24 protein-coding genes and 1 pseudogene are annotated in these 25,902 nt (G+C 58.9%); 21 read left to right on the top strand and 4 right to left on the bottom strand.

Translation table 11 applies throughout. The annotated features are described in order from the left end of the window. Genes AC13QE_RS25000 through trbI form a run of 8 tightly spaced genes read left to right on the top strand, consistent with a single transcriptional unit; the run spans position 1 to position 8,009 of the window. The gene (locus AC13QE_RS25000) at positions 1-2,463 is read left to right on the top strand and encodes a conjugal transfer protein TrbE (RefSeq protein ID WP_488485700.1); all 2,463 of its coding nucleotides are present in this window, start codon (positions 1-3) and stop codon (positions 2,461-2,463) included. Next, complete coding sequence (trbJ, locus tag AC13QE_RS24995; RefSeq protein ID WP_488485699.1) at positions 2,435-3,244, top strand: P-type conjugative transfer protein TrbJ; 810 nt, start codon at positions 2,435-2,437, stop codon at positions 3,242-3,244. The genes AC13QE_RS25000 and trbJ overlap by 29 nt, the downstream gene beginning before the upstream one ends. Continuing rightward, the gene (gene trbK, locus AC13QE_RS24990) at positions 3,241-3,474 is read left to right on the top strand and encodes an entry exclusion protein TrbK (RefSeq protein WP_488485698.1); all 234 of its coding nucleotides are present in this window, start codon (positions 3,241-3,243) and stop codon (positions 3,472-3,474) included. The genes trbJ and trbK overlap by 4 nt, the downstream gene beginning before the upstream one ends. Then, a complete protein-coding gene (gene trbL, locus AC13QE_RS24985) occupies positions 3,468-4,658 on the top strand; it encodes a P-type conjugative transfer protein TrbL (RefSeq protein WP_488485697.1) in 1,191 nt (396 codons plus the stop codon). Before trbK ends, trbL begins: the two co-directional genes overlap by 7 nt. Positions 4,659-4,677: 19 nt before the next feature. Then, positions 4,678-5,340 (top strand): conjugal transfer protein TrbF, encoded by a 663-nt coding sequence (locus tag AC13QE_RS24980; protein ID WP_488485696.1) that lies wholly within the window; start codon positions 4,678-4,680, stop codon positions 5,338-5,340. A gap of 17 nt (positions 5,341-5,357) precedes the next feature. Continuing rightward, positions 5,358-6,212 (top strand): P-type conjugative transfer protein TrbG, encoded by an 855-nt coding sequence (gene trbG / locus AC13QE_RS24975; RefSeq protein WP_488485695.1) that lies wholly within the window; start codon positions 5,358-5,360, stop codon positions 6,210-6,212. Then, positions 6,212-6,691 (top strand): conjugal transfer protein TrbH, encoded by a 480-nt coding sequence (gene trbH / locus AC13QE_RS24970; protein ID WP_488485694.1) that lies wholly within the window; start codon positions 6,212-6,214, stop codon positions 6,689-6,691. The genes trbG and trbH overlap by 1 nt, the downstream gene beginning before the upstream one ends. Positions 6,692-6,701: 10 nt before the next feature. Then, on the top strand, positions 6,702-8,009 hold the full coding sequence (gene trbI / locus AC13QE_RS24965) for an IncP-type conjugal transfer protein TrbI (RefSeq protein WP_488485693.1): 1,308 nt from the start codon (positions 6,702-6,704) through the stop codon (positions 8,007-8,009). 501 nt (positions 8,010-8,510) lie between these two features. Here trbI and AC13QE_RS24960 read toward each other — a convergent pair. Together AC13QE_RS24960 and AC13QE_RS24955 are read right to left on the bottom strand one after the other, a co-directional pair. Next, the gene (locus tag AC13QE_RS24960) at positions 8,511-9,380 is read right to left on the bottom strand and encodes an amidohydrolase family protein (protein WP_488485692.1); all 870 of its coding nucleotides are present in this window, start codon (positions 9,378-9,380) and stop codon (positions 8,511-8,513) included. Then, the gene (locus AC13QE_RS24955) at positions 9,377-11,392 is read right to left on the bottom strand and encodes an acetoacetate--CoA ligase (RefSeq protein ID WP_488485691.1); all 2,016 of its coding nucleotides are present in this window, start codon (positions 11,390-11,392) and stop codon (positions 9,377-9,379) included. The genes AC13QE_RS24960 and AC13QE_RS24955 overlap by 4 nt, the downstream gene beginning before the upstream one ends. Positions 11,393-11,553: 161 nt before the next feature. Here AC13QE_RS24955 and AC13QE_RS24950 point away from each other — a divergent pair, with 161 nt between their 5' ends. From AC13QE_RS24950 to AC13QE_RS24940, 3 genes are all read left to right on the top strand, one after another. Further along, entirely contained in the window at positions 11,554-12,882 is a 1,329-nt protein-coding gene (locus AC13QE_RS24950; protein ID WP_488485690.1) for an aspartate aminotransferase family protein, read from the top strand. 124 nt (positions 12,883-13,006) lie between these two features. After that, positions 13,007-14,272 (top strand): aminotransferase family protein, encoded by a 1,266-nt coding sequence (locus AC13QE_RS24945; protein ID WP_488485689.1) that lies wholly within the window; start codon positions 13,007-13,009, stop codon positions 14,270-14,272. Next, a complete protein-coding gene (locus AC13QE_RS24940; RefSeq protein WP_488485688.1) occupies positions 14,211-15,104 on the top strand; it encodes a prephenate dehydrogenase/arogenate dehydrogenase family protein in 894 nt (297 codons plus the stop codon). Before AC13QE_RS24945 ends, AC13QE_RS24940 begins: the two co-directional genes overlap by 62 nt. Here the strand turns inward: AC13QE_RS24940 and AC13QE_RS24935 are convergent. Next, positions 15,082-15,816 carry a TetR/AcrR family transcriptional regulator gene (locus tag AC13QE_RS24935; RefSeq protein ID WP_488485687.1) on the bottom strand — a complete coding sequence of 245 codons (735 nt, stop codon included), beginning with the start codon at positions 15,814-15,816 and terminating at the stop codon, positions 15,082-15,084. The two genes, AC13QE_RS24940 and AC13QE_RS24935, sit on opposite strands and share 23 nt — an antisense overlap. A 512-nt stretch (positions 15,817-16,328) precedes the next feature. Here AC13QE_RS24935 and AC13QE_RS24930 point away from each other — a divergent pair. From AC13QE_RS24930 to AC13QE_RS24885, 10 genes and pseudogenes are all read left to right on the top strand, one after another. Then, on the top strand, positions 16,329-17,672 hold the full coding sequence (locus AC13QE_RS24930) for an amidohydrolase (RefSeq protein ID WP_488485686.1): 1,344 nt from the start codon (positions 16,329-16,331) through the stop codon (positions 17,670-17,672). 58 nt (positions 17,673-17,730) lie between these two features. After that, positions 17,731-17,916 (top strand): hypothetical protein, encoded by a 186-nt coding sequence (locus tag AC13QE_RS24925; RefSeq protein WP_488485685.1) that lies wholly within the window; start codon positions 17,731-17,733, stop codon positions 17,914-17,916. A 29-nt stretch (positions 17,917-17,945) separates the two neighbouring features. Beyond that, positions 17,946-19,004 (top strand): MFS transporter, encoded by a 1,059-nt coding sequence (locus AC13QE_RS24920; RefSeq protein WP_488485684.1) that lies wholly within the window; start codon positions 17,946-17,948, stop codon positions 19,002-19,004. Positions 19,005-19,138: 134 nt separating this feature from the next. Further along, on the top strand, positions 19,139-20,266 hold the full coding sequence (locus AC13QE_RS24915; RefSeq protein ID WP_488485683.1) for a DmpA family aminopeptidase: 1,128 nt from the start codon (positions 19,139-19,141) through the stop codon (positions 20,264-20,266). Positions 20,267-20,466: 200 nt separating this feature from the next. After that, a complete protein-coding gene (locus AC13QE_RS24910; protein WP_488485682.1) occupies positions 20,467-21,648 on the top strand; it encodes an ABC transporter substrate-binding protein in 1,182 nt (393 codons plus the stop codon). Positions 21,649-21,711: 63 nt separating this feature from the next. Continuing rightward, positions 21,712-22,176 (top strand): annotated as a pseudogene (locus AC13QE_RS24905) (ABC transporter ATP-binding protein); the annotation flags it as partial. Positions 22,177-22,203: 27 nt separating this feature from the next. Beyond that, complete coding sequence (locus AC13QE_RS24900; protein ID WP_488485785.1) at positions 22,204-22,491, top strand: ABC transporter ATP-binding protein C-terminal domain-containing protein; 288 nt, start codon at positions 22,204-22,206, stop codon at positions 22,489-22,491. Next, complete coding sequence (locus AC13QE_RS24895; RefSeq protein WP_488485681.1) at positions 22,491-23,195, top strand: ABC transporter ATP-binding protein; 705 nt, start codon at positions 22,491-22,493, stop codon at positions 23,193-23,195. Before AC13QE_RS24900 ends, AC13QE_RS24895 begins: the two co-directional genes overlap by 1 nt. A gap of 3 nt (positions 23,196-23,198) precedes the next feature. Next, positions 23,199-24,212 carry a branched-chain amino acid ABC transporter permease gene (locus AC13QE_RS24890; RefSeq protein ID WP_488485680.1) on the top strand — a complete coding sequence of 338 codons (1,014 nt, stop codon included), beginning with the start codon at positions 23,199-23,201 and terminating at the stop codon, positions 24,210-24,212. Then, complete coding sequence (locus tag AC13QE_RS24885; RefSeq protein WP_488485679.1) at positions 24,209-25,519, top strand: branched-chain amino acid ABC transporter permease; 1,311 nt, start codon at positions 24,209-24,211, stop codon at positions 25,517-25,519. Before AC13QE_RS24890 ends, AC13QE_RS24885 begins: the two co-directional genes overlap by 4 nt. A gap of 81 nt (positions 25,520-25,600) precedes the next feature. Here AC13QE_RS24885 and AC13QE_RS24880 read toward each other — a convergent pair whose 3' ends face one another. Beyond that, positions 25,601-25,783, bottom strand: a complete 183-nt coding sequence (locus AC13QE_RS24880) for a transposase (RefSeq protein ID WP_488485784.1) — start codon at positions 25,781-25,783, stop codon at positions 25,601-25,603. Positions 25,784-25,902: the final 119 nt, after the last annotated feature.

Genomic DNA, 25,902 nt, shown 5'->3' with positions numbered 1-25,902 from the left:
ATGGTTGCCCTCAAATCCTTCCGCCATTCCGGACCGTCCTTCGCCGATCTCGTTCCCTATGCCGGGTTGGTCGATAACGGCGTCATTCTCCTGAAGGACGGTTCGCTTATGGCGGGCTGGTATTTTGCCGGACCCGACAGTGAAAGCTCGACCGACACCGAGCGAAACGAGGTGTCGCGGCAGATCAATGCCATCTTGTCGCGCTTCGGTTCCGGCTGGATGATCCAGGTCGAGGCTGTCCGAGTGCCGACGGGGGATTATCCAACGGAGGAAGCCAGCCATTTCCCCGATCCGGTCACCCGTGCCATCGATGCGGAGCGGCGTGCGCACTTCCAGAAGGAGAAGGGACACTATGAGAGCCGGCATGCGTTGATCCTGACCTGGCGTCCACCGGAGCCGAGGCGGTCCGGATTGACGCGCTATGTCTATTCCGACGTTGGCAGCCGGTCCGCCACTTATGCCGACAAAGCACTCGAAACCTTTCTGACCTCGATCCGTGAGGTCGAACAATATCTAGCGAATGTCGTGTCGATCCGACGGATGACGTCACGCGAAACGCCAGAGCGCGGCGGCCATCGTGTCGTCCACTACGACGCGCTCTTCCAGTTCATCCGCTTCTGCATTACCGGGGAAAATCATCCAGTGCGTCTGCCAGAGATCCCCATGTATCTCGACTGGCTTGTGACGGCCGAGCTGCAGCACGGCCTGACGCCACTGGTCGAGAACCGGTTTCTGGGCATGGTGGCGATCGACGGCCTGCCCGCCGAAAGCTGGCCGGGAATACTCAACAGTCTTGACCTGATGCCGCTGACTTATCGCTGGTCATCCCGCTTCGTATTCCTTGACGCCGAGGAGGCACGCGCAAGGCTCGAGCGTACCCGCAAGAAGTGGCAGCAGAAGGTCAGGCCATTCTTCGATCAGCTCTTCCAGACGCAGTCGCGGTCACTCGACCAGGATGCCATGCTCATGGTGGCAGAGACCGAGGACGCGATCGCCGAGGCCTCGTCGCAGCTCGTGGCCTACGGCTACTATACGCCGGTCATCGTTCTCTTTGATGAGGACCAGCAAAGCCTGCAGGAGAAGTGTGAGGCAGTCCGCCGCCTTATTCAAGCGGAAGGTTTTGGTGCACGGATCGAGACACTCAATGCGACCGATGCGTTTCTTGGCAGCCTGCCGGGCGTGTCCTATGCCAATATCCGCGAGCCGCTGATCAACACGCGCAATCTCGCCGACCTTATCCCCCTCAATTCGATCTGGTCCGGAAGCCCGGTAGCACCTTGCCCGTATTATCCACCGGCCTCGCCTCCGCTGATGCAGGTCGCCAGCGGATCAACTCCCTTCCGGCTGAACCTGCATGTCGACGATGTCGGCCACACGCTGATCTTCGGACCGACCGGTTCTGGCAAATCAACGCTGCTCTCATTGATCGCGGCCCAGTTCCGACGCTACGCCGGTGCGCAGATCTTCGCCTTCGACAAGGGAGGCTCGATGCTGCCGCTGACGCTGGGGATCGGCGGCGATCACTATCAGATCGGTGGCGAGGCACCGGAAGCAGGGGAGGGGCGGGCACTGTCCTTCTGCCCGCTGGCCGACCTCTCCTCAGACGCGGACCGCGCCTGGGCGTCCGAGTGGATCGAGATGCTGGTTGCCCTGCAGGGTGTGACGATCACTCCCGATTATCGCAATGCGATTTCCCGACAGATCGGGCTGATGGCGGAGTCGCGCGGACGATCACTGTCGGACTTTGTCTCGGGCGTCCAGATGCGCGAGATCAAGGACGCCCTCCATCACTATACCGTCGATGGTCCGATGGGGCAGCTTCTCGATGCCGAGGAGGACGGTCTGGCGCTCGGTGCTCTCCAGTGCTTCGAAATCGAGGAATTGATGAACATGGGCGAACGCAATCTCGTGCCCGTGCTTACCTATCTCTTCCGACGCATCGAAAAGCGTCTGACCGGTGCCCCCAGCCTGATCATCCTTGACGAGGCCTGGCTGATGCTTGGCCATACGGTGTTCCGCGACAAGATCAGGGAATGGCTGAAGGTGCTGCGCAAGGCCAATTGCGTCGTAGTGCTGGCCACACAATCGATCTCAGATGCCGAGAGGTCCGGCATCATCGATGTGCTGAAGGAATCCTGCCCGACCAAGATCTGCCTGCCCAACGGAGCGGCGCGGGAGCCGGGCACACGAGAGTTCTACCAGCGCATCGGCTTCAACGAACGGCAGATCGAGATCGTCGCGACCGCGATCCCGAAGCGCGACTATTACGTCGTGTCGCCCGAGGGACGACGTTTGTTTGACATGGCGCTCGGTCCCGTCGCGCTCTCCTTTGTCGGGGCATCCAGAAAGGAAGACCTGAAGCACATCCGAGCCCTGCATTTTGAACATGGGGCCGCCTGGCCTCTCCATTGGCTCCAGCAAAGGGGGATCGCCCATGCCGATATGCTTTTGTCCACCAACTAGGATATTGCACGCAGTGCTCGGTGTAGCCCTGACAGTCTCTTCCGCTCTCCCCCTTCCTGCGCGGGCTGGTGGCGTCACGGGGCAGGCGACCGAATGGACGCAGCTAGCCAATAATACCGAACTGATCAGCCTCGTCGGCAAGTCTGCCGAGCAGGTGAACAACCAGATTACCCAGATCTCGCAACTGGCCGAGCAGATCCAGAACCAGCTCAACATCTACAAGAATATGCTGCAGAACACGGCGCAGCTTCCCGACCATGTCTGGGGTCAGGTCGAAAGCGATCTGAAGAACCTCGAGACCGTCGTCAACCAGGGCCAGGGCGTCGCCTTCTCCATGGGCAATGTCGACGACGTGCTCAAGCAGCGCTTCCAGAGCTTTGCCGACATGAAGAGTAACCTACCGGACGGGGCGAGCTTTTCCACCACCTATCAAAACTGGTCCGACACCAATCGCGATACGATCGCCGGCACGTTGAAGGCCGCCAATCTGACAGCCGAACAATTTTCCAGTGAGGAGAGCACCATGTCGCAGCTCAGGTCCATGTCGGAGTCGGCCGATGGCCAGATGAAGGCGTTGCAGGTCGGGCATGACATCGCCGCGCAGCAGGTCGCGCAGATGCAGAAACTGCGGGGCCTGGTCTCCCAGCAGATGACGATGATGGGCACCTGGTACCAGTCCGAGCAGGCACAGAAGGATCTGGCACAGGCGCGGCGCGAGCAATTCTTCAGCGGAACCGAGCGTGATATCCGAGGCGGCCAGACGATGGAGCCGCGGTGGTGAGCCCCCGTCTGATCGCCATTCTTGCTCTCGTCGCGGTCGTTTGCGCGGTCGGTGCGAGCGTCATTACCTGGCTCGTCGTCCAGCCACAGGAAACGCCAATCTCCGGATCGGGCACAGCCGCAGTCAATTCGTCCTCCGATGAAGAACAGCGCCGACATCGTGAAGAGTTCTTTGGCGGGAATTCCGATGGCGACATCCGCGGCGGCCAGGAGATGAAGCCCCGATGGTAGCCGCTCTCTCTTCCCGCACGCTCGAACGGTTATTCATCGCGAGCACGGTCGTGCTGTTGGCAGCAACGCCGGCGCTGGCGCAACAGGGACAGGTCCTGACCACACTGGAAAACTCCGTCGTCACCGCCGCCAAAAGCTGGGAGACGACGGTGATGAATGCGGCGCGGTCACTGTTCTGGATCCTTGCCGGTATCGAGGTCGGGATTGCTGCCGTATGGCTGGCGATCAACGCCGCCTCGCTCGACAGCTGGTTCGCCGAACTCGTCAAGCGCATCATGTTCATAGGCCTGTTCGCCTTCATCCTCGACAGGGGACCGGAGTTCGCCAAGGCCGTGGTCGACAGCCTCTATCAGATCGGTGCCGGTGGCGGTTCGGCATCTCCCGCCAACATCTTCGACGCCGGCATTCGTGTCGCGACGAAGATGTCGGAACAGGCGAAGTTTGGCCTTTTCGAGGATAATTCCCTGGCGATCGCTGCCGTCTTCGCCATGGTCGTGGTCGTCGTGTCATTCTCGCTGGTTGCTGCGATCTTCGTCGCGGTGATGGTCGAGATGTACGTAGGCCTGCTCGCCGGCATGATCATGCTCGGGCTGGGCGGCTCCTCCCATACCAAGGACTTTGCGATCAAGTACCTGGTCTATGCCTTCTCCGTCGGCATGAAGCTGATGGCGCTTGTCATGATCGCCAAGATCGGCTCGGACATTCTTCTCGGCCTGGCAGAGGCGCCGACCGCGACCTCGGAACAGTTCATCACGACGCTGGCGATTGCCGGCATCTCCGTCGTTGTCTTCGTCATCGCCATGTATGTGCCACCCATTCTGCAGGGCGTAGTCCAGGGCGCATCGGTCGGCGGCGGTATGGAAGCGATCCGCCACGGCGGACAGGCGGCATCCGCGGCACTCGGCGCCGGTTTCCTGACGATCGGGGCGGCGAACAGAGGGTTCGGAGCCGCTAGTGCCGCAAGGACAGGGGGGGCGTCTCTTGCCAGTGCGGCGCTGCGCGGTATGCAGGCCGGGATTGGCGGAGCGGCCGGGGCTGTCGGCTCAGCAGCGAAGGAAAAGGCCATCGGATCGCCGGGAGCCTATGCCGGATCGACGCTCGGCCTTGCCAACGCCAAGCTTGATCAGCAGCCCGGCCGGGCGGGCACCCCGCCTCCACCACCGCCGATCAACGACAGCAAATAAAGGGGGGGGCCGATCCGGTATGACCAGACAGAATATTCCAGATAATCCCTATATCGCCGCGCGTAATGAATGGAACGAGCGTTATGGCTCGTACGTCAAAGCGGCCGCCGCCTGGCGCGTCGTCGGCATAGCCGGAATGACCATGGCCGTAATCGGTTTTGGTTACGCGCTCTACCAGAGCACCCAGGTCAAGCTGATCCCCTATATCGTCGAAGTCGACAAGCTCGGGACATCAGTCAATGCCGGCTTCCCTCAGCAAATCGAATATGCCGATCCGCGCGTGGTCCGCGCGACACTCGGCAGTTTCGTTTCGAACTTCCGCTCCGTGACGCCGGATGCGGTCGTGCAGAAGCAGTATATCGATCGGACCTACGGGCTGCTCCGCACCTCCGATCCCGCGACGGAAAAGGTCAACGGCTGGTTTCGTTCGAATTCGCCCTTCGAGAAGGCGAAGACCGCAACGGTGGCGATCGAGGTCAACAACATCATCGCTCTATCGAACCAGAGCTACCAGATCGACTGGACCGAGTTCGAGCGGGATCGCCGCGGCAAGGAGACCGCTACGCGCCGCTTTCGCGGCGTCGCTACCGTGACTTTGACGCCGCCCCAGGACGAAGGCGTCATCCGCCTCAATCCCATCGGTCTCTATCTCCGCGACTTCGACTGGACTGCACAGCTTTGAAAGGCATGGCTCCCAACATGAACATACGACACTTCAGAATGCGAGCCGCTCTGACTGCCAGCGCAGCAATGCTGATGATTTTGCCGGGAATGGCTCTCCCCACTTCCCAGGCACGTGCCGCCGATGGCGTCACCGCCAACGAGGCGAAAGGCATGGGGATTTCGACACAGTGGCGCGGAAGCCGCGGCCTTGTCACGAAAGGCGCGGATGGAAAGGTGGTCTTCCTCTATGGCGAAGTGCAGCCATCCGTCGTCTGCTCGCCGCTGCAGGTCTGCGACATCGAGCTCCAGGGCGGCGAGGTCGTTCGCGACGTTCTGGTCGGAGATACCGTGCGCTGGAAGGTGGAGCCTGCGACCTCGGGTGCGGCAGGTGGTCAGGCGATCCATCTGATCGTCAAACCGTCGGAGCCGGGTCTGGTTACTTCGTTGGTCGTGACGACGTCCAGGCGGACCTATCACATCCAGCTGAAATCGCATGCCACGCAGTATATGGCGCGCATCGGTTTCGAATACCCCGAGGACGTCTCGGCAAAACTTGCCGACGTCAACGCACGGCTGGAAGCCAGCACGATACCCGGCGCCGGCGTTCCCGCTGAGCAATTAAGCTTCGCCTATTCCGTCTCGGGCAGTGCCGGCTGGCGGCCGACGCGGGTCTATTCGGATGGACAAAAGACCTACATCCAGTTTCCGCGGTCGATCTCCGGTCAGGATGCGCCGGTTCTCTTTGTCGTCTCCGGCAGCCAGAACCGTATCGTCAACTATCGCATGAAGAGCAATATGATGGTGGTCGACTACAATATCGACCGTGCTGTCCTCGTCTCAGGTGGCGGCTGGAAACAGCAGAAGGTGACGATTAGCAGGGGAGGGCGGTGATGCCGAACCTCTCTCGCCACATCCCGAACCGCGGCGGCCCTCTCCGCTCTCTCGCTGCAGCCAGTGCCCTCGCCATCCTCGCTTCCGGGTGCCAGTCAATGGACACCACTGGTCTCGCATCGAGCGCGGCACCTCCAGAGATCTCCGGACCAGCCGCGGGCGCCATCGCCGGCGACATGGTCAGCCGTCTTGCCGAACAGATCGGACAGGGGAAGGCGACCGTTGCGCTCGAGCAGGATGGCTCTCCGTTCGGGCAGGCGCTCGAGGCTGCGTTGAAAGGATGGGGCTATGCCGTTGTCACCGACCAGAAGACCGATAGCAAAGCGGCTGTTATTCCGCTTGCCTATGTCATCATGCCTTACGACGGCCAGGTGCTCGCACGGCTCTCGACCAGCACCGTCGAACTCGGCCGGGCCTATACCGTGACGACAGCGGGTGCGACGCCGGCAAGCGCCCTGTCGCTGATGCGGCGCGGGTGAGGAGGACATCATGGTGCGATCCCTCAAGCTTGGCGGTGCTGCCAATAATCAGGCCACGTCCGGCATCAAGCGAGTAAACCGCCTGCCGGTCATCGTCGTGATCGTGCTGCTGATCGCCTTCCTCGGAATCATCTTCTTTGGGCTCGCCTCGCGCGGGCTTTACTTCGGCACGGATAATGGTCCGGACACCAGTTCGGGCAATCCTGCCTCGACCTATGCCGACCAGATCAAGCGGGGCGTCACCGATGGCATCATTGGGGAGCCACAGCCGCAGACGACGTTCCAGCCGACCCCGGTCGAGACGAAGCGGGCCGAAGAGAAGACGGCAAATCCGTTCATTCAGCCCGAACAGAGACAAGAGCAACGGAACGGATCGGAACTGGAGCCGGAGGAGGTTTGGCGGGCGCGTCTGGCCCGCGAGCAACAGGAACAGGTTCTGCGCGAGCAGCAGCGCCAACGCATGGCGCGGATGCAGGCACGAGACTCCGCCTATGACGCGCCGCTGGCGCTCGATCGCGGCAAGCTGGAAGCGCGGTCGGAAAAAGAGGAGAGCGCCACAGCCCGGGTGACGACGACAGCCGCCGCGAGTGCAAACGCGTCGGATCTTTACGCCGCCGCCGTGCGCGCCGGTCTGGGCGGGCAAAACGTCGATCCCAACGGACAGAGCTCCAAGGAAGACTTCTTCAACGCCGACCTCAAGGATCTCGGCTATCTGCCGAACCGCGTCGTACCGCAGCAATCCCCCTACGAACTCAAACGAGGCTCGGTCATTCCGGCGACATTGATAACTGGCATCAACTCGGACCTTCCCGGGCGTATCACCGCGCAGGTCAGTCAGAATGTCTATGATAGCGCAACAGGCCATCGCCTGCTGATCCCGCAGGGCACCAAACTGTTCGGTCGCTATGACAGCAAGGTTTCGTTCGGCCAGAGCCGTGTGCTCGTCGTCTGGTCCGATATCATTTTCCCGAACGGCTCGACATTGCAGATTGGCGGCATGGCTGGCACGGACGCGGAGGGCTACGGCGGTTTCAATGACAAGGTAAACAACCATTACCTCAAAACCTTCGGCTCGGCCGTCATGATTGCTCTGATCGGAACTGGCATAGACATGGCGGTGCCCCAAAGCTCGACACTTGCCACCCAGGATACGGCATCCGATGCGGCAAGGCGCAATTTTGCCGAAACCTTCGGGCGAGTGGCCGATCGGACAATCCAGCGGAACATGGACGTGCAGCCGACGTTGCAGATCCGACCGGGCTACAAATTCAATGTTCTCGTAGATCAGGACATTGTCTTTCCGGGCCAATATCGTTGAAGAACACAGACAGATTTCAGACTAACATAAGCTTAGAGGAGGGGTTGTTGAGAGCCAACGCCGCTCCCCCAATCTCTTGATTTCGGGGGGCTAGCGATTTGTTTGAGGGTCATCGGTTCTGACCCCATCAAAGCGAATATCTCTGATTTGCCTCATCGGATGTCGGCGCAATCAGGCAGCCAGTGCAGCGGGTGTCTGGCCGGGTGGTCGATGACGGCGATCTGGTCGAAGATTTTCGAGCGCTGATGGCGGCTGGCGCTGACCGCTTCGATGCCGGCAATCAGTAGAAAGATCCACCTAGTCGATCAGCTGAAAGTCAAAGCCAGAAATTTTCAGTAACATAGGCCGGCAAGTTATCCGTCGGAAACCCAAGGCCCGGAGCCACTTCCACCTTTCTAGTAACTTAGGAAGAGGAAGCCTTGCCGCCAACGATCGAATGATCTCTAGGGGTCGTCGAGATTGGCGGCAGAGGCTCAGCATCTAAGAGCGATTATTCGGCCCTCACAACTGCAAAAGTTTTGCAGCGTTGTCTTTCAATATAAGCGGACGGACGTCATCCTTGATGTCGATTTTCGCAAAGTCATCGAGCCACCGATCAGGCGTGATCATCGGCCAGTCGGAGCCGAACAGCATTTTCTCCCGAAGAATCGTATTCGCATACCGCACGAGGATGGGCGGGAAATACTTTGGCGACCAGCCCGAGAGGTCGATATAGACATTTGGCTTGTGCGTTGCGATCGCCAAAGCCTCCTCCTGCCAGGGGAAGGAGGGATGTGCGAGGATGATCTTCATATCGGGGAAATCTACGGCAACATCGTCAATGTGCATCGGATTTGAGAACTTCAGCCTCATCCCGTTACCGCCACGCATGCCGGCGCCCACGCCGGTCTGTCCGGTATGGAAAAGGGCGATTCCTCCGCTTTCTGCGATCGCCTCGTAGAGAGTATAGGCGTTGCGATCGTTCGGATAGAAACCCTGCATCGTCGGGTGAAACTTAAATCCCTTGACGCCAAAATCGCTGATCAGCCGCCGCGCCTCGCGTGCGCCGAGCTTTCCCTTGGCCGGATCGATTGATGCGAACGGAATGAGGACGTCGCTGTTTGCTGCCGCCAATTCGGCGACTTCTTCGTTGCGATAGCGCCGGTAGCCGATCTCGCGCTCGCAATCGACGGGAAAGATGACAGCCGCGATATTCTGTTTCCGATAGTAGGCAGCTGTTTCCTCGACGGTCGGTGGATGTTCCCATGCGGCACGGAAGTACCGGGCCATCGCGCCCTGCAAATCATCGTAGCCATCGTCGGCATGGCAACCGCATGGTTCTTCCGCATGCGTGTGGATATCGATCGCTCGGATCTTTTTTAAGTCGATCATGCCTGGGACTCCTTTTTTTTCGCTTCGCGGCGTAACTGGGCAAAGCTTGCGTACCAGTCGACCGCCTCGGGATTGCGCATCGATCCGAGGTTTACGGACGCACGGACCGAATTGCCCATCAGAAGTTTGCGGACAGGGATTTCCATCTTCTTGCCCGTCAACGTGTAGGGAATGTCGGGCGCTTCGATGACGATATCAGGCACATGGCGGGGACTTCTCTCTTCGCGCAGCCGGGATTTGATTTGCGAGATCAGCTTGTCATCAAGCTTCCCCTGTTCACGCAATCGGACGAACAGGGGCATGAAGTAACCACCATTCTCTTCTTCGATGCAGACCACAAGGCTATCGGCCACACCTTCGATCTGCTCGAGTGTGCGATAGATTTCCGCAGAGCCGATGCGGACGCCGAACCTGTTTAGGGTCGCATCCGAACGTCCATGAACGATGCAACTCCCTCTCTCTGTGATGGTGATGCGGTCGCCATGGCACCAGACACCTGGAAAAGCGTCGAAATAGGAGGCGCGGTATCGCTCGAAGCCTTCGTCGCCCCAAAGAAATAGCGGCATGGACGGCATTGGTTTCCTGATCACGAGTTCGCCCGACGTTCCGATCAGGGGCTCGCCGTTGTCGCCATAGGCATGCAAGTCGACACCAAGCGCCCGGGCCTGGATTTCCCCTGCATAGACTGGGAGAGACGGCACGCCGGCGACCAGCCCCGAACAGAATTCGGTTCCGCCGGACTGCGATGTAACCCAGAGATCCGGCTTCACGTTCTTGTAGAGCCAGGCAAAGGTCTCCGGCGTTGCTGGCGATCCGACAAGGAAGATATTCCCAAGAGAAGTGAAATCGCCCTTGTCCTTGGGGATGATGTTCTGAGAGGCCATGAGCTGGACGGACGTCGGGCTGGTGCCGAGCGATTGCGCGCCGGTTTCAGCGGCAAGTCCCCAAAGCATGCCGGCGTCGGGAAAAGCTGGATGTCCGTCGTAAAGTACGGCCGCGCCGTTCATGAGCGGCGCCCACATCAGGGTATTCCACATCATCCAGCCGGTCGTCGTATAGAAGCACATTACCCCGCCGGGCTTCAGGTCCAGATGAAAAGCTGCGGATTTGTAGTGCTCTAGCAGAATGCCAAGGTGGCCATGCACGATAGGCTTCGGAAGGCCAGTGGTCCCAGAAGAGAAAAGAATCCAGAGCGGGTGATCGCCCGACACGTACTCATATTCAAACTCCGGCTTGGAGGCGTCGCCGTCCAGCAGTGACGGCCAGCGGAGAAGCGGCCTTCCAAGGTCTGGCAGGACTTCCTTTTCTTTCAGGTAATCCAGCCAAATTACCGCCTCTACGCTGTCCAGAGAGCCGACGATGGCAAGAATCTGTTCAGTCCGGTCGAAGTTCTTGCCGCCGTAGCGGTAGCCGTCGCTGACGAAGAGTACCTTTGGCCTGGTCTGGGTAAAGCGGTCGATAACCGTGCTCGCGCCGAACTCCGGTGCAGCGGTGGACCAGACGCCCCCGATCGCCGCAGTCGCCAGCATGGCCAGCACGGCTTCTGCGATATTCGGCATGTAGGCTGCCACCCGATCGCCCGGCCGGACGCCAAGATCGCGCAATTTCGAGGCGATCTTATGAACATCGCGAACGACCTCTGCCCAGCTCATGGCCCGGAGAGGGCGGATTTCGGACTTGTGAAGCAGGAAGGGTCGATTGGGATCGCCATCGTTTACGTGCCGGAGGACGTGCTGCGTATAGTTTACTTGCGCGCCGGGAAACCACTGAGCGCCCGGCATGACTCGCTCAGTGAGCGCGGTGCTGGGGGCCGTGAGCGAATGGATTTTGAAATAATCCCAAATGGACCGCCAGAACGCCTCAACATCCGTCGCTGACCACTTCCAAAGCTCGGTGTATGTGCCGAATTCGAGATTGCGCTCCGTCTCGAGCCATTTCAAGAATTTCGAGATGTTTGAATTGGCAACGTACTCATCCGAGCCCGCCCAAAGCAATTCTCCCTGTTCAGTCATGTCGTCTGCCTCCCTAGAAACAGTGCGCATAAATCGGTGGCAACCGATCGCTTCGAAGCACTGGAATATCAATGTTCCTACTGGTATCACCTAGACATCGTACAATAAATACTGTACATCGTTCAAGAGAATTATCGGAATGATGAGAGGGAGACGTACAAATGGGCCAGACGAGCGCTGCTCAGCAGAACGCCAACGACTCGCTCGCAGAGGCAATGACGGCCGCCATCGAGTCATTCACGCGCCGCAACCCTGCCAGCGCGGAGCAACATCGGAAGGCCAGCAACGTAATGCCCGGCGGCAATACTCGCACCGTACTCTTTCACGCGCCTTTTCCGATTACGATGGCACGCGGCGAAGGAGCCAGTCTTTGGGATCTCGACGGGCATCGATACGACGATTTCCTCGGGGAATACACCGCCGGCCTTTACGGCCATTCGGACGAGATGATTGTCGAAGCGATTCAGAACGCTCTAATGGACGGTTTGAGCCTTTCCGGCCACAACCGGCTCGAAGCCGAACTTGCCGCCGAAATCCGCAATCGCATTCCCTCGATCGCTCTCGTTCGCTTCACGAATTCTGGTACTGAAGCCAACCTCATGGCCCTGGCGCTGGCAAAGGTTGCGACCGGCCGTTCCAAGATACTGGTCTTCGATGGTGCCTATCATGGCAGCGCAATCAGCTTCATTGGCGGCTCCGCGTCTCCAATCAATGTGCCTCACGACTTCATTGTGAGCCGCTACAACGATACCGAGGCGGCTCTTGGACTGATCAATAAGCACAAGGGTGAGTTGGCCGCCGTTCTGGTCGAGCCCATGCTCGGCGCTGGCGGCTGCATTCCTGGCGATCCTGACTTTCTGCGTGCGCTTCATCAAGCGACGGAAGAGGCGAGGGCGCTTCTGATATTCGATGAGGTGATGACATCGCGTCTCGCCGTTGGCGGGCGGCAGTCATTGCTGAATATCAAGCCGGACATTACCGTCATCGGCAAGTATTTCGGAGGCGGCCTTTCGTTTGGCGCCTTTGGCGGCCGTGCCGACATCATGGCACGCTTCGATCCGCGGCAGCGGGCGGCGCTCTCTCACCCTGGCACCTTCAACAACAATACCCTGACAATGGCGGCGGGATTGGCGGGCCTCCGCGGCAGACTCTCCCAGCAGGTGGTCGTGGAACTCAACGAACGCGGCGACAGACTTCGGAATGATCTCAATGCGGCGTTTTCTGAAGCGTCGTTCCCGATGAGCCTCACCGGTCTCGGATCCGTCATGAACGTCCACGCGACGGTAGCGACCGTCCGCAACGCCGGTGACCTGGTTGGGCAGAACGAAGACCTGAAGCGGTTGTTCTTCTTCGACATGCTGGAGGAAGGGATTTATCTCGCCCAACGGGGCCTGATCGCCTTGTCACTTCCCATCGGCGATGAAGAGACAGCGCACTTTATAACAGCGGTCACGCGGTTCATCGACCGCCGGAAACCGTTGCTGAGCTAAGCAAGAAAAAGGAAGCTATAAGATGATGGATAGTTTTTCACCTACTGGCGGACCAATTCAGCTGTTTTACACTCCCGTTGGGGGGAAGCGGCTCCCGACCATTTCGCGTGGCGATGGTCTCTATATGTGGGACACGGACGGGAAGCGCTACGTCGACGCGTCCTCCGGCCCGATATGCTGCAATCTCGGACACGGCAATCGCCGCGTCATCGAGGCGGGCATCGAGCAGATGTCGAAAGTCTCCTTCGCGAGTAGGAACCTGTTCGAGAACGAACCCAATATCCAGCTGGCCGATATGCTGGCTAAGCTTTGCGGCCCCGGGTTCGAGCGTGCTTTCATCGTTTCCGGTGGTTCGGAAGCGACCGAAGCGGCTCTGAAATTTGCTCGGCAGCACGCTGTCGTGACCGGCCAAGCAAGCCGCTGGAAGGTACTCGCCAGAATGCCAAGCTATCACGGAGCGTCGCTCGGCGCGGTGTCGGTTACCGGCGACCCGGAGAGTGAAAACCTGTATGGCAACATTACTCGAATCATGCCGAAGGTTCCCGCTCCTTTCACCTACAGGCTCGAAGAGGGGCAGAGTATCGAGGGCGCGGCCGAAGTTGCGGCGAAGGCTCTTGAAGACACTATTGTCGCCGAAGGGGCGGACAGCGTGCTCGCTTTCATTATGGAGCCAGTCGGCGGCCTCGCAACCGGCGCTTTGGTTGCCCACGACGTCTATTACAGGCGCGTTCGAGATATCTGCACCCGTCATGGCGTTCTGCTGATCTTTGACGAAGTGATGAGCGGGGCGGGGCGAACCGGAAAATTCCTTTCGGCAGAACACTGGCCGGACGCGCGGCCTGATATCTGCACGCTCGCAAAGGGGGTTTCCGCGGGCTATACGCCCCTTGGCGTGGTGATGGTGAGCGCCCACATGACAGACGTCCTGCGCGGCGCCGGTGGCTTCGTCCATGGCCACACCTATTCGGCAAACCCGTTGTCTTGCGCAATTGCCTATGCCGCGCTGTCCGAACTCGTCGATAGAGATCTTATGAACAATGCGGCAAAGATGGGCGACCTTCTAAAGGCGGAACTGACCTCCCTTATGCATCGATGCGATTTCATCGGTGACGTGCGCGGCAAAGGTCTCCTTACTGCGGTCGAGGTGGTCTCGGACAAGGAGCGGAAGTCCGTTTTTTCAGCCGGCAATCCCTCCGTTGGTCGACTCGTGCAACTCGGCATCGAACGGGGCATTACGCTGTATACCCGCCGCACCGCAAATGGCAGATTTGGCGAATGGCTCATGATCGCGCCGCCTCTGATCGTCAACCCTGAGCAGGTCCACGAGATTGTCGGTCTCCTGGAAGAAACGTTCTCGGCATTCAAAGCCGAAAAAACCGGAAAATCATGACCTCGTCCACAGCAAGCTTGTCACAGATGCCCAGCCGGCCATCCCTCGGGATGGTCGGCGTGGGTGCCTTCGGCAGTTTCGCCATAAAGCACTGCGTGCGCACTTCCGCGTTCTCGGCTTCGATCCGTTCGCCGATCTCCAGCCGCTGGAGTCTCAGTATGGCCTCCGTTGGGGGAGCTTACCCGAAGCGGCGAGCTGCGACTTCGTTGTATTGTCGATGCCGGTCCAGAAACTCGCCTCGGTTGTTCGTGACATTCGGCCCTATCTGCGTCAGGGCAGCGTCGTGCTCGATGTTTGCTCGGTTAAGTGCGGCCCGGCGGCAATTCTGAGCGAATTGCCCGGTCATGTGCAGGTCGTCGGCACACCCCCCCTCTTCGGACCTCAAAGCGGTATGGAAGGAATCGCAGGATTGCCGATTGCTATCGTTCCGATCCGCGGCTCGGCCTGGCGGCTCGTCGCCGCCTTTTTTCGGGAAAAGCTGAAGCTCAAGGTGGAGGTCACCACGGCAGAAGATCATGATCGGCAGATGGCCCACGTGCAGGGCCTTTCGCACCTAATAACTCGCATACTTCTCTCGAAGTCGTCGCCGCCGCTCTCCATGACGACAACGGCGTTCGACCACCTTAATTCGATGGTGGAGCTTCTCTCTCGCGATGCGGACGATCTGTTTCATGCGATCTGCGCTGACAACCCGTACGTAAAGGATGTCATTTGCGATTTTCTCGATGCTTCGAAGAGTGTCGGGGAGCGCTTTTGCGGGGACATGGAAGAACAAGCGCGCCCTGTGGCAGCCGCCCTCAGATCAATGGCTATGGTTGCTTGTTCAAAATGACCTCAAGGCCGGCGATAAACGCATCGATGAACAGATCAAAACTGCGATCCATCGGGGCCTCGGCGCCGTTTTGCCATCGCAAAATGAAGCTTCGGTTGGCGAGCTTTTCGATATTGCGCGCCAAGAGCGGATGTTTTTCTCTTTCCACAGAGGCTACGACCTTTTGCATTCCGGTCGCCCACTCGGCCGCCTCTTCCTTCGGAACCATTGCGAATTCCTGCGTCGTGAAGCCCACCATTGTAGCAATAACTGCGTTGTAGGCTGCGTCGATTTGCTCAGGCGGGCAACCTGCCTGCGTCAGGACCGTCAGAATTCGTTCGATCATATCGAGGTCGACGCTCGCATTTGAAACAAGTTGCACACCGATCAGCGGCGCCACGTTGGGATGCAGGCGGATGGCCTTGCGATAGTTGCGAAATAGAGCCTTTAGCCATTCCTTCCAATTCAGCGAAAGGGGCGGTGCAATATCGTTCAAGACTTCCGTGATCACCTCGGCAATGACCGCATTCCGGCTTGGAATATGCCAGTAAATCGCAGTCGGATAAACGCCAAGCTCCTTTGCAAGATTGCGCATGCTGAAGCTTTCAAGCTCCGTGGCATCGATCAACTTTATTGCGGCGGCGACGATCGCCTCTCTGGTGAGGCCCGGCTCCGCCTGGGGCTTAGACTTCCGTGGTGCACGACGTTGGCGACCTACGACGGCCTGATTCATAATTCTACACTCCAAATTTCTTCATTCGTCGGAAAGCCTACACAGAATGGCGGCCATGAGCTGGCGATATCGACAGTGGTCGCGCGAGTATTCCAAGGAACCGAACAGGATACAAGCTTTATTGTACAGTGTTACGCGGCATCTTTATGCTGGCAGGGATGAACGCATGCGCATACCCAAATCCTGGAAATATACTTGCCTCCCTGTCGCCTCATGACAAACGTGGATCAAGTTGTCGCGGCAGACATGCTCGCAAGGGCGACGTACCCGGTGAGCATCTCTAGATTGGGAACCTATCCAAGTGCGGTTCCAAGTGCAGTTTCGTCACAAAACGCTGAACTGATCCCACTCGTTCGGATCGCTTGGAGCGTCTTTTCAGATTCCCCTCCATAGCGGCTCTTTCTTCGCGCGCCGGCAAGAAGCCGGTCAAAAAGAATTGTACACTGTTATTGTACGGGGATTAATTGTAGCGTAACCTCCACTGAATTACGATCTGTTCGAGGAACTGGCAGATGTCTGTGCAATTCGAATCCGCGCTGCCCGCGCCAATCGGAGTTGCGGTGTTTGATCAGGCCAACGAACTGGCGGAGCGCATCTCTCCCAAGGTGATTGAATGGCGCCGCGAAATTCACGCCAGGCCCGAATTGGCGTGTCACGAGTACCAGACCAGCGCGATGGTCGCGGGGCATCTGCGCTCGATCGGCTTTGACGAGGTGCGCACGGGGCTGGGCGGCGGGACCGGAATCGTCGGCGTTCTGCGTGGATCGGAAGAAGGACCTGTCATTGCCCTCCGGGCGGACATGGATGCGCTCCCGATACGGGAAGAATCGGGTTTGCCGTTCGCCTCGACTGCGACCGCGCGTTGGGGCGGCGTCGAGGTTCCCGTCATGCACGCCTGCGGTCATGATGCACATACGGCTATACTGATGGGTGCGGCCGAAGTCCTTGCTTCACTGAGGGAAAGCATCAAAGGTACGGTTCTATGCGTGTTCCAGCCTGCGGAAGAGGGACCACCCCCTGGCTGGAACGGCTCGCACGGCGCCAAGCTTTTGCTGGAGGAGGGGGCGCTGAGCAGTCCGAAGCCTGACGCTCTGTACGGGATCCATGTCGTCGGCGGACGGCCCCCTGGAACTGCGGGGGACATTCACTATCACTTTGGCCCCGGTGGCTACGCGATGCGGCAGTTTAAGATCTTCATCGAGGGGAAAGGAGGCCATGCATCTATGCCGTGGCGGACTGTCGATCCCCTCGTGATCGGCGCGCAGGTGTTGCTCGGCCTTCAGACGATCATCAGCAGGAAGACCGACGTCTACCAGAATCATGCGACGCTCTCGATCGGGAGCTTTCGCGGCGGGGAGAAATTCAATGTCATCCCGGACGTCGCGATCATGGAGGGTGCGTTGCGCGTCACCGATGCAGGCAGCCTCTCGGAGATGGCGTGCCTCCTGACCGCTACGGTAGAAGGAATAGCCGGAGCAGGGGGCGCTGTTGGCCGTGTGGAGTGGGGTCACCATGATCCGCAACTGATTAACGACGTCGGACTTTGCTCAATTGCCGCAGCAAGCTTCGAGCGGGCAGTCGGCAATCATAACAAGGTCGTCATTGCGCCACCATTCGCCCTCGACGACTTCTCCCAATACTCGCAACATATGCCCTCGCTGTTCTTTACGGTCGATGTGCCGCCCGAACCGGGCCAGAACGTCCCTTCGGGCGACCATCACACACCAACCTTTTTTGTAAACGAGGGCGCGCTCGTCGTGGGGGTGAAGGCGTTTGTCCAACTCACCCTTGATGCTCTGGAAAGCCTGCCTGCGTGGAAGGAAGGCCACAGTGCACCGGAGCGCAAGCTCGGTTAGAGAGCAACGCGAACAGCTGTCAATGCAACGAGAACACTCAACAAAGAACGAGGGAAATATGACGCTTGCAGATACCAAAGGAGCTGGCCTTGCCAAACGAGCAGCAAGCTCGACAAAGACCATCGTCGCCGTCTCGATCGGCAACGCCCTGGAATGGTTCGATATCGTTATCTATGGGTTCATGGCCGTAACAATTTCTCGGCTGTTTTCCCGGATGGCGACAGCACCGTTTCTCTTCTTTTGACGCTCGGCACTTTTGGGGTCTCGTTTTTTATGAGGCCGCTTGGTGCGATCGTCCTCGGTGCATATGCAGATCGCGCCGGACGGAAAAAGGCCCTTACCCTCTCGATCACCCTCATGACCCTCGGAACGCTGATCATCGCGATCAGCCCCTCCTATGGGACGATCGGTCTCGCGGCCCCACTTCCGGTGCTGATCGCGCGGCTGATTCAGGGCTTTTCCGCCGGAGGGGAATTCGGAAGTGCGACGGCGTTGCTGTCCGAGCAGGATCCCGATCGACGCGGTTTCTATGCGAGCTGGCAGTCTGCCAGTCAGGGCATAACGACCGTGCTTGCGTCAAGCTTCGGCGTTGCACTCAACGCACTGCTGACGTCGGACCAGCTTATGAGCTGGGGATGGCGCATCCCGTTTTTCTTCGGGCTTCTGGTCGGTCCGATCGCTCTTTACATCCGACGGGAACTGGAGGAGGGTGAAGAGTTTGATGCTGAAAAGGCGCCTTCCACCCCGCTCCTCGATACCCTCGTTACGCATCGCGGTCGGATCGTCACCGCTGTCGGCCTTATCGTCCTCGGCACGACCATATCCTACGCCAGCCTGTTCACGCCGACATTCGCCATCCGGCAGCTCAATCTGCCTGCAACATCCGGATTCATGGCGTCATTGATCCTGGGCGTGCTGCAGTTCATTCTCTCGCCTTTGTTCGGAATCCTGTCCGATCGCGTGCGCCGAACGCGGATCATGACCATCGCCGCGGCCTGCATCCTTGTCATGGTGTTGCCGCTCTATGCTCTTCTTGCGGCCTATCCGACGACGGCCATGCTCTACCTGGTTCAGATCCTTCTCGCCATCGGGGTATCGGCATATTTCGGACCCATGTGCTCGTTGATGGCGGAGATCTTTCCGGCACGCATTCGCGGTACCGGACTGTCTGTCGGATACTCTTTCGGAGTGGCGATCTTCGGCGGCTTCGCTCCGTTCATTATTGCCTGGCTCTTGAGTGCGACCGGATCCCTGCTCGCTCCGGGCTTCTACGTCGCCGCCGCTGCTCTGCTCAGCCTGATCGCCCTTCGCTATTCCGAACGATACCTGTGAAGACATGAGGCGGAAATCGGGATGGCTAAGCCGTCCCAATAGGCTGACCATTGCAACAAGGCGTTTCTAAGATGACGATGGGTAATTCTGCAGACGCGAACAAGGCGCCGCGGTCCAGACCTCGTGCGCGAGACTTGGGTGTACCGTTCGACGGCATTCCCGGGCCGAACAACGCGATCACCGACGTTCCGGGCGTCGAAGTGGGTATGGCGACGCTCATTCACGGCGACGGAGTCCTTGTTCGTGGGCACGGACCCGTGCGGACCGGCGTTACTGTCATCTTCCCGCTCGGCAAAGGCGGAATGGATGCGGTCGCCGGGGGCCATGCCGTCATCAACGGGACGGGCGAGTTTACCGGCATGCATATGGTCAATGAGGTCGGTTTGATTTTCGGCCCGATTGCGTTGACGGGAACGGGAAACGTCAGTGCCGTCCACCAGGGGCTTATTGATTGGTCATCCCGACCCGGCTATCTGCCCGACGATCAGCTCATTACCCGTCTGCTGCCCGCCGTTGGCGAAACGCTGGATAGCCGGCTGAATGACGTTCACGGGCGGCCCATGACCGTCGGCGATGTGCTGGCTGCGCTGGACGGCGCGACCGCAGGGCCGGTCGCGGAAGGCAATGTCGGTGGCGGAACCGGGATGATGGCCTATCAGTTCAAAGGCGGAACCGGGACAGCCTCGCGTGTCGTTTCGGCAAAGCGTCATCGCCATACGGTGGGCGTGCTCTTGCAGGCAAATCACGGTCGCCGTGTTGAACTTAGGGTCGCCGGTGTTCCGGTCGGGCAGGAAATTACGGACCTCATGCCCGACATGAATCCATTGCTGCGCAAACCGTCGGTCGCTCAGGAAGAGGAGGTCAAGAATTCTCTGCTCATCGTCATCGCGACCAACGCGCCCCTTCAGCCGCATCAATTGCAACGGCTCGCCCGCCGCGCGGCAATGGGCGTTGGCCGCGACGGAAGCACGGCGGCAACAAACTCCGGCGAGTTCAGTCTCGCTTTTTCCACATCCAACACCACCCCGTTCAAGGGCAAGCCGAACAATAAGCCCCTTATCATCGACAACGAGCATCAAATTCTCGATGCCCTTTTCAAGGGAACCGTCGAGGCCATCGAGGAGGCGCTCATCAATCAGCTCGTCGCATCCGAAACGATGACAGGCGCAAACGGCTCCACCGTCTATGGGTTGCCTCATGATCGGCTGATCGAATTGCTCAAGAAATACAACCGGCACACCCCATCTAAGATGAGGGAATAGGCTTCCTCCTGCCGTCAGCAGGGTGCCTTTGAGCTTGCTCGGGAATCTGTGGCCAGGAACGCTCGAAAAGTCGGCGTTGCACTCGCTTCAAGCCCGTGGAAGCAGGCTGAATGGACCGCCGTAGAAGGTCGCCTCTTGCAAACTAAATGGAGTACCTGTACGTTGTTATTGTACGGCGTTATAAAACAAGGGGAACTTCCGTGAAACGCATTCTCATCTGCCTTGCCATGTCCACAGCTCTCACCGTTCCGGCCTTCGCGCAGGACGTCAAGCTAGGCCTCCTTCTCGGCTTCACTGGCCCGCTCGAATCCGTCGCGCCCGATATGGCCGCCGGCGCCGAGCTTGCCATCAAGGAGGTGAGCGACAGCGGCCTCTTCCTCGAAGGGACCAAGATCACGACGGTTCGCGCGGACTCCACCTGTGTCGACGCCGGTGCGGCCACGGCCGCGGCGGAACGTCTCGTCTCGTCTGACAAGGTCAGCGCTATTATCGGTGACACCTGCTCGGGAGCGTCCGCTGCCGTCCTGACGAATGTCGCCATGCCGAAGGGTGTCGTTATGGTTTCGCCCTCGGCAACTTCGCCTGCGCTGTCTACTCTGAAAAGCAATGGCTTTTTCTATCGGACTGCGTCCTCTGACTCTCGTCAAGGCGAAATCCTCGCAGCCATCATGAAGGACCATGGTGTCAAGACGGCCGCAATCACCTACACCAACAACGATTACGGCAAGGGCCTTTCCGACAGCATTAAGACCAATTTCGAAAAGCTCGGCGGAAAGGTCACCATCGTCACCTCTCATGAGGACGGCAAGGCTGACTACAGCGCTGAGGTTGCTTCACTGGCGTCTGCGGGTGGCGATGTTCTCGTTGTCGTAGGCTATCTCGACCAGGGTGGAAAAGGGATCGTTCGCGCTGCGCTCGACACCGGTGCCTTCGAGAAATTCGTTCTTCCGGACGGCATGATTGGCGAAAGCCTCCTCAAGGCTATCGGGCCTGACCTGAATGGCTCGTTTGGCGACATCCCAGGCTCGGACTCCAACGGGGCAGAAATCTTCAAGGGCATGGCAGAGAAGGCTGGCTTCAAGGTCGGGCCCTATGCCCCTGAATCCTACGATGCAGCAGCTATTACCCTGCTCGCCATGCAGGCTGCGAAGACTAGCGAAGGTAGCACCTTCAAGGACAAAATCATGGAAGTCGCCAATGGTCCCGGCGAGCAGATCCTTCCCGGCGAACTGGCGAAGGGTCTGAAGATCCTCTCCGAAGGCCGCAAAATCGACTATGTAGGCGCGACCAACGTCAAGCTCGTATCGCCGGGCGAAAGCGCAGGCAACTTCCGGGAGATTCTCGTCAAGAACGGTGCGCTGACCACGGTCGGCTACCGCTAATCCCCGCGGTCGGACGGTCTGACTTTCCGAAGGCGGACCGTCCCATTCACGAGAGACGACAAGATGATCACAGTTGAGAGATTGTGTAAGCGCTTTGGCGGCCTCGTGGCCGTTAACGACGTGTCGCTTACGATCCGATCTGGCAAAATTACTGGACTCATTGGGCCGAACGGCGCCGGCAAATCGACGTTGTTCAATCTTATTGCCGGCCGTTATCAACCGACGTCAGGCCGAGTGCTGCTCGATGGGGCGGAAATAACGGGAATGCCTCCACATGACCTGTTCGCTCGCGGATTGCTCCGCACCTTTCAGATAGCCCATGAGTTTGCGACATTGACGGTTCGCGAGAACTTGATGGTCGTGGCACCCCATCATCCGGGTGAGCGCCTCCTGAACGTCTGGTTGCGTCCGGAGTTCGTTCGGCAATTCGACAAGGAAGCTCGGCAGAAAGCCGATGACGTTCTGGAATTCCTCAAGCTCGATCATGTTGCCCACCTACCGGCGGGAAACATTTCGGGTGGCCAAAAAAAGCTTCTCGAATTGGGTCGCACGATGATGGCCGATCCCAAGATCGTCTTTCTCGATGAGGTCGGCGCGGGCGTCAACAGAACGCTGCTCTATGAAATCGGCGATGCGATCATCCGGCTCAACAAGGAACGGGGTTACACATTCTGTCTCGTTGAACACGACATGGATTTCATCGCTCAACTCTGCGACCCAGTCATTGTTATGGCCGAAGGAATGGTCATGGCGGAAGGCACTGTCGCAGAAATAAAGGCCAATCAAGACGTGATCGAAGCCTATCTCGGTCACGGCCCGAAACAAAAAAGGCAGGTTAATTGATGGCTTTCCTCACTGGAATGGAGATGACAGGAGGATATGGCGCGGTCGATATCTTGCGATCCTGTTCGATCAAGGCGAAGAAGGGTCAGGTCACTGTAATCGTCGGACCGAACGGCGCAGGCAAATCCACCGCGATGAAAGCGTTGTTCGGAATGCTGCCAATCCGGTCAGGATCGGTGCGCCTCGACGGCGAGGATATCACGGCGTTATCGCCCCAGCGGCGGGTCGAAAAGGGAATGAGCTTCGTTCCCCAGGTGCTGAACGTGTTTCCCTCGATGACGGTGCTCGAAAACCTCGAAATGGGTGGTTATCTGCGGAAAGACGATTTCCGGGAAACCATCGAGGAGGTATTCGACCTATTCCCCGCCCTAAAGCCGAAGCGGCACCAGCTTGCAGGCGAGCTGTCCGGCGGTCAGCGTCAACAGGTCGCTGTTGGCCGCGCGTTGATGACCCGTCCAAAGGTTCTCATGCTCGACGAACCCACCGCAGGCGTCTCGCCCATCGTCATGGACGAGCTTTTCGATCGCATCATCGAGGTTGCCCGTACCGGCATCGCGATCCTTATGGTCGAACAGAATGCGAAACCTGCGCTCGAGATCGCCGACGTTGGCTACGTCCTCGTGCAGGGAGAAAACAAATTCACCGACACCGGCATAGCGCTTCTCGCAAATGATGAAGTGCGCATGACGTTCTTGGGAGGCTGAGCCATGCTGGATTTCGCAAACGCCTTCGTCCTTTTGCTCAACTATGTGGTTGTTCCCGCGACGACATATGGCTGTCAGCTCGCGCTTGGAGCCCTCGGGGTCAGCCTGATCTTCAGTGTGCTGAGGTTCTCTAATTTCGCCCATGGCGAGCTTATGTCATTCGGCACCATGGTCACCCTTTTGGTGACGTGGTGGCTTCAGGCAAACGGATTGACGATACAACCACTGGCGACCGCGCTGCTCGCGCTGCCTGCCGGCATCGCCCTGACAGTATTGCTCTCCTTGGCAACCGACCGGTTCGTCTATCGATACTATCGGACAAAGCGGTCTGACCCCATTGTCCTGTTGATCGTTTCGATCGGCGTCATGCTTGTCATGAGCGGCATAGTCCGTTTTGTCATCGGAACCGACGATCGGACCCTCGATGATGGAGTCCGTTTCGTCGTCTCGGCCAAGGAGTTCCGCGATTTCACAGGATTGCAGGAAGGGCTTGCAATCCGCGCGACGCAGCTCATCACAATAATTCTGGCCGCTGTCAGCGTCGGGCTCCTCTTCTGGTTCCTGCGTCACACGAAAACAGGCAAGTCGATGCGTGCTTTCGCCGACAACGAAGATCTTGCCGGCCTGTCAGGCATCAGCGCGCAGCGTGTCGTGACAATCACCTGGATCGTCGCCGCGACGCTGGCGACCCTTGCGGGCGTACTCTATGGCCTGGACAAGAGCTTTCGGCCGCTCGTTTACCAGCAGCTTGTCCTGCCGATCTTTGCGGCCGCGATCGTCGGTGGTTTCGGCAATCCGGTCGGAGCGATAGTCGGCGGATTTATCGTCGCGTTTTCCGAAGTGGCGTTGACCTATTCGTTCAAGCACTTCTTCGGCTATGTGTTGCCCTCAGACTGGCTGCCGGATGGACTCTATCAGCTGATTTCCACCGACTACAAGTATGCGATCTCGTTCGTCATCCTCGTAGTGGTTCTAATCGTCCGGCCCTCCGGCTTTCTCAACAGGAGGTCAGCATGAGAACCCCCAGCAAGAACGCAATTCTTTTCGCGGCCGTCGCTTTTATTCTGTGCATCATCGCGGCCTACCAAAGTGCCTCCGTTGCGCTTACAATCCTCAATCTTTGCCTCGTTTCCGCCGTGATGTCTCTCGGTCTTAACATCCAGTGGGGCTACGCCGGACTTCCCAATCTCGGCGTGACGGGTTTCGCGGCGCTCGGCGGGTTGGCCGTGGTGCTGGTATCCGCAGCCGGCGTCCCGGCGGCCGTCGTCGCTGGCGGCTCCGGTCTGTTCGCGTCTCTCATCGTCGTCGCGGTCATCGTTGCAGCTGTCGTTTGGATCCGCAGACTGTCCTCCGTTTCCAAAAGCATTAGGGTTGCCGCGGTCATCGCTGTCCTGATCCTCGGCTACGGGCTTCTGGCGCGATTCTTCGGTCCCGCGAGGGAAGCCATCGAAGCGATCGATCCGTCGGCAACAGGCTATCTCGGTGGCCTAGGGCTGCCTGTGCTTTTGTCGTGGCCGGTCGGGGCACTGTTCGCAGCGGCGGCGGCTTGGCTCGTGGGCAAGATCGCACTCGGGCTCCGCGGCGACTATCTGGCAATCGCCAGCCTCGGTATCTCGGAAATCGTCATCGCGGTCCTTAAGAATGAGGATTGGTTGAGCCGCGGCGTCAAGAACGTCGTCGGCTTGCCACGGCCGCTTCCCGACGAACTCGGGCTTGCGGGCGCCCCATGGCTGCAATCGCTCGCCGGCCATCTTGGAATGTCCTCCCCGGATGTTGCTTCGCTGGTCGTCAAATTGGGCTATACCGGCCTTTTCATTCTCGTCCTTGCTCTCCTCCTCTGGCTTTCCGAAAAGGCACTCCATTCTCCGTGGGGTCGCATGATCTATGCCGTGCGCGACAACGAAGTTGCCGCAAGCGCGATGGGCAAAAACGTCAAGAAGCTGCATCTGATCGTCTTCATTCTGGGCGCGGCGGTTATCGGTCTCGCCGGAGCCATGCTGGTCACTCTGGATGGCCAATTTACCCCAGGAACCTATCAGCCGCTGCGTTTCACCTTCGTTATCTGGGTGATGGTGATCGTCGGTGGAGCGGGAACCAATTGGGGCGCGGTCCTCGGAGCGTTGATCATCTGGACGTGCTGGATCGAGGCCGACCCCATCGGCACATGGTTCCTTCAAAACACGATCGGCTGGCTGCCCGAAGGCAATGCGATCCGCGATCAGCTCATCGGCAATGCCTCTCAAATGCGCCTCATCGTTATGGGGGTTATTCTGCTGGTGACGCTACGCTTCAAGCCGGGTGGGCTGATACCGGAACGCCGGTAGGTCTTATCTGTGCCTCGAAACGAGTAAAGGCCTCATCGTTTTCGGTTGCTCTCAGGCGCTGAACCGAACGAGATGCGAGGGCTACTCCCCAAAGAGCTGCGACGGGTCCATTCCATGGGCACGGGCGACCGCAGAGATATTAGCGCCAGGAGCCAGAGCTTGCTCCAAAATCAAAGCCTTGTCCTCATCTGACCACGACTTCGGTTTCCGCCGCGTTCGCACCGGCTTCGCCGTCAGAATTTCGAACGTACGACCATGATTCATATCTTCACTCATAGGGTTCCCAGCATGATGCATGCTGAAAATGAGCGACTTCGCGTCTCGATGCGACGTGGGATGGCCTGTCCGCTTACCCTTCAATGACGAGACATCATACTCAATGT

The organism is Martinezella sp. CNPSo 3957 (genome assembly GCF_057784395.1).
This window is presented reverse-complemented; position numbering and strand designations above follow the sequence as displayed.